The organism is Streptomyces sp. NPDC058534 (assembly GCF_042717365.1).
GTDB lineage: Bacteria > Actinomycetota > Actinomycetes > Streptomycetales > Streptomycetaceae > Streptomyces.
Genome location: NZ_JBHXNW010000048.1, coordinates 65,922 through 70,713, shown reverse-complemented (window position 1 = coordinate 70,713; position 4,792 = coordinate 65,922). Strand labels below are relative to the sequence as shown.

Here is a 4,792-nt window from a genome sequence, read left to right as displayed (position 1 = left end):
GCCCCACACTCCCCCCGAGACCCCCGCGGCGCAACCCCCCGACTCAAACAACCCGCCCCCGCCCCCCCAACGCGCGGCCGCCGCGGCCAAGGGCGCCGCGAACGCCGCGCGCAACGCGATCAGCGCCTCCAACGCCGCGGTGACCGCGTCCCGTCGCGCCTCCTCGGCGGCGACCGCGGCCTCCCAGGCCGCCGCGGCGGCCGGCAACGCCGCCTCGCACGCCTACAACGCCGCCATCGCCGCCTCCAAGGACGCCTTGAAGACCGAGGCGGCCAAGGACGCCGCCGTCGCGGCCAAGAACGCGGCTGGAAAGGCCCGTTCCGCCGCCAAGGCCGCGGACTACGCCGCGGCCGCCTCCGCGCAGGCCGCCGGCGCCGGATCGTCGGCCGCCTCGGCCGCGCGGAACGCCGCGGCCGCGGCCAACGCCGCGGCGCAGGCCGCGGGTGCCGCGGGCGCCGCCCAGTCGGAGGCGGCCGAGGCCAAGCGCCAGGCCGCCATCGCGACGACCGCCGCCAACCGCGCCACCAACGCCGCGTCCACGGCCCAGGCCCTCGCCAACACCGCCGCCGCCGCGGCCCGCAAGGCCCGGGACGCCGCCAACTCCGCGGCCGACCACGCCGAGAAGGCGGCCGCCGCGGCCGAGGAGGCGGTGAAGTTCGCGGGTCAGGCCGTCGACTACGCGAACAAGTCCACGGCGCACGCGGCCGCGGCCGTGAAGGCGGCCGACAACGCCACCAAGACCGTCGAGGAAGCCATGGCGGTGGAGACGGCGGCGCGGGAGGCGGAGCTGGCCCGCCTGGAACAGGACAGGCTCCAGGGCATGGACGAGGCCCGGCTGCTCGCCGAGATCGAGGCGGAGGAGCAGGCCGAGTACGAGGACAAGCGCACCCAGGAGGCGCAGACCGCACAGGCCCTCAAGGAACTGATCGCCGCGGCCGAGAAGGCGCTGTGGGAGACCGGCGACCTGGCCCTCGCGGCCACGCTGGGCCGCAAGGCGGCCACCGGGCTGCTGGAGGCGAAGGGCGCGTGGACGCGGGAGGCGGCCCAGCACGCGCTGGCCGGCACCGACGACGACATCCTGTCGTGGGTCGACCTCGACCGGACCCTCGCCCAGAGCCAGGACGACCGCGAGACCGTCCTCTACATCGCCCAGATATCCAGCCCCGCCATCGCGGAGGCGGCCCAGGCGGCGCTGGCGAGCGCGGACTCCGCGGCGGTGGGCGACTTCCTCACCTCGGGGATGATCCGGGCCTCGCAGGACGACAACAAGGTCCAGATCGCCCGCATCATCAACCAGAAGCCCGGCAAGGCGGTCATCGAGGCCGCCAACGACGCGCTGGACAAGAACACGCCCGAGGCGCTCCAGGACTTCTTCGACCGGACCTACCCCGCGGCGATACGCGAGGACGACGCGGTGGAGACCGCGACGTCGGTGGCAGGCGGGGGCGAGTACGTCAAGTCGTACGGCGAGGTCGCCCTCGAAGGTCCCACCTGGATGCGCCGGAACTTCGTCCAGGTCGTCCAGCACCAGGCGGCCCAGCTCGACCACGACTCGGCCACCCACGTCGCGGCGGTCCGCGGCGCGATCGCCGCCGCGGCGAAGATCGCCTACAAGGCGCAGGAGAACGCCGCGCTGGCCTCCAAGGCCGCCGCGGACGCCCGTAAGGCCGCCGCCGAGGCGCAGGAGTGGGCGGACAAGGCCCTCGACGCCGCGAGCAAGGCGGACGACTACGCCGACCAGGCCAGGCAGAACGCCGACGCCGCGGACCGGTCGGCGGCGGACGCGCAGTCCTCGGCGAACCAGGCCAAGTCGGCGGCGGCGACCGCGCGGGGCGCCGCCAGGTCGGCGAACTACTCCGCGAACAAGGCCGTGGACGCGGCCCGTTCGGCGCTCCAGTCCTCCTACAGCGCCCAGGCGTCGGCCGCCAGTGCCCGCCAGTCCGCCCTGGAGGCCGGCCGGGACAAGGCCACGGCGGCCGCGGCGGCCAGCGAGGCCCGCAGCATCGCCGTCCAGAAGCGCCGGGCCGAGATCGCCCAGAAGGCCAAGGAGGCCGCCGAGAAGGCGAAGCGGGAGCGCGAGGAGGGCAGGGACCCGGCCGACAACGGCACCAACGACGAGGTCCACCCCAACGGCACCGGCACCGGTTCCGGTTCCGAGGAGGACTGGTGGTCGGACGCCGGCTGGTGGGCCGACGCCGCCAACAAGGTCAGCATCGCCTCCGGTTTCATCGCCGCCGGTCTGGGACTCGCCAGCCTGGCCTTCCCGCCGCTGGCGGCCGGAGCGGCGTTCTTCGGCTACGTGTCCCTGGGCGCCGGCGCGCTCGGAGCCATCTTCACCGGCATCGAACACGGCTTCACCAGCGGCCAGTTCGTCGAGTCGCTGGGCGGCACCGCGCTGAACCTGGCCACCTTCGGCCGGGGCAAGCTCGTGACCACCGGCATCAAGAAGGTGGCCCCCGTGGTCAACAAGGTCGCCGAAGAGGGCAAGGAGCTGGTCTCCTCCATCACCAGCGGACTGTCGTCGATCTTCTGACCGGCGCCGGGCCGGACGCACCGGCCCGCACCGGACAGCACGTCATACCCGAAAGGACAGTCCCACGATGAGACCACCGTCTCGAATACCGCGCTCCCGGCGCGTGATCCTCTCCCTGCTGGCCGTCATGGCCCTGGGCGCCACCACTACGGCCATGGCCCCGGCGCAGGAGACGCCCGGGGCACCGCCGCAGACCTCTCGCCAGGCCGGCCGGACCACCCCGGCCGATCCGGCCGACGTGTCCGCGCCCACCAGGACCCGGCCCGTCGAGGTGACCCCCGGGGAGCGCTGCGAGCCCACCGCCGCCGGCTCCCGCGAGCGCAGGGCGGGCGCCGTGCGGGCCTGCGTCACCACGAGCGCCACGCCGAAGAAGGCGGCCGGGCGGCAGAGCCTCGCCGCGCAGACTCCGGCGTCGGCCGCCGCCGACTCGGCCAGTTGCACGATCACGTCCCCCGGGACGTGGAAGTTCAACCGCTTCGGCTACTGCGTGAACGGCCTGACCGTGCTGTACGTGCTCAAGGACGGCAACGGCAAGCAGATCGGCACCGGCACGCTGAGCGTGACGACCAGTGCCCTCCTGCCCGCCGAGGGCACGTCGTGGGAAGAGCACGTCACCGTGACCATGACCGGCGCGACCGGGGCCGTCACGTCGCTGACCGCGAAGTTCAGGTCCGCGTGCTCGGCCGGCTGCAAGGCCACCAAGACCGCCCCCTGGTACGGGGGCACCCTGGTCAAGGGCGATTCCCGCAACGGCCGTGTGGCCTACTCCTCCACCCCCGCCGCCGGTACCAAGGTCGAGTTCACGACGTCGTACGACCTGTACGTGACCTCTCCCGGCGCCCAGATCACGGACCCGAGCGCCTCCTGGAGCAACCCGGAGCAGATCCGCTGCGACGACGACGTCCGGGACACCGCTTCCGCCGGCATGCCCGGCCCCGGCTGCGTGGTGCCCAGCATCATGCCGGTCGTCAACATCGACGCCACGTCGGGTGCCGCGGCGGTCGGATACCTGTGGGCCCAGCAGAACCTCGCGGGCGGCTGGGGGCGCGACAAGCCGCTGACCCGGGCGAAGAACGGCATCGCCGACCGCACCGGTCGCACCTGCGGGGGGTCGAAGCCCTTCCAGGCCATGCCGGACGTCGTCGCGACCGACAGCTGTGGCATGTTCCCCTTCGCGGCCACCCATGAAGGAGGAACCGACGGCGCCCTGTGTGCCGAGATCGTCCTCAAGGACACCGGCGGAGGCTGGGCCGTCCAGCAACTGGGGGACGCCGGCCTCGGCAAGTCCTGCGTGCGCGCCCACGTCCCCTCCGCGGACAACCAGTCAGCCGAGAACCAGCTCTCCGACGGCTTCGCGAACCAGCGGGTCGTGGAGGCCGAGAAGTTCATGGTGGAGATCACCGGCTCGACCGCCCAGCCGCAGGGAGCCTGCCTGCGGACGCTGCCGAACGGATCGCTCCGGGCCGGCGACGGTTGGATCAAGAACACCACCGACGCCGTCCCCCAGGTGAACAAGACCACCACCCCGAACGGAGCCGGTACCCGCGCGGCCGTGGCGCAGGCCTGCCTGGGGAAGAACCTGGACACCGGCTCCGACGCGTCCGGTGACATCACCGGATGGCAGGACGCGCAGCTGTTCCGCGACACCCACTCGCCGAACACCGGGCTCGCCCGGTGTCACCTGATCCCCAACATCCTCGGTGGCAAGGGCCAGGTGATGGACGGCGGACAGCACAACCTCGTCCCCTGCTGGCAGTCCGGCATGAACACCGGCACGCCCAGCATGCGGACCTTCGAACTGGCGGCGCAGAAGCTGGTGAAGGAGGACCCCAACTTCCAGGCGAACGACGCGCTCTTCTACCAGGTGACGCCCGAGTACAAGGACGCCACGAGCACGATCCCCGTGGGGGTCAGGATGACCGCTACAGTGCAGCGGGCGGACGGAACGTCCCAGCCGCTGTTTCCCGAGGTCTACATCACCAACACCAAGGGCAACACCGGGACGCTGAACCTCGGGAACTGAACCCGGCTGATCACGCCATCGGGAGCCAGTATGAGTCGTACCACCCCGCCGCGGCCGTTCGACGTCACCGCGCTCTTCCCTCAACTGGCCCCGCTGGCACGCGCGGCGACCCGGCTGCACCCTCGGGCCGGGTCCCCGTCGCGGCATGACAGTTCGGTGGGGGGGGGGCGGGGGTGGGCCGGGGCCGTCCCGTGGCCGGGCTGCGTCGGCCCGGTCCTCGGGGGGCAGGTGGGCGC

General features: G+C 73.1%; 2 protein-coding genes and 1 pseudogene. All 3 read left to right on the top strand.

Features of this window, described 5'->3' with window-relative positions; all coding sequences use genetic code 11:
- The coding region (locus tag ACFWR9_RS26860) for an ALF repeat-containing protein (protein ID WP_383846446.1) at positions 1–2,533 on the top strand (2,533 nt) is incomplete at its 5' end.
- 67 nt (positions 2,534–2,600) lie between these two features.
- Positions 2,601–4,556 carry a DNA/RNA non-specific endonuclease gene (locus ACFWR9_RS26855; RefSeq protein ID WP_383846445.1) on the top strand — a complete coding sequence of 652 codons (1,956 nt, stop codon included), beginning with the start codon at positions 2,601–2,603 and terminating at the stop codon, positions 4,554–4,556.
- Positions 4,557–4,586: 30 nt separating this feature from the next.
- Positions 4,587–4,792 (top strand): annotated as a pseudogene (locus ACFWR9_RS26850) (hypothetical protein); the annotation flags it as partial.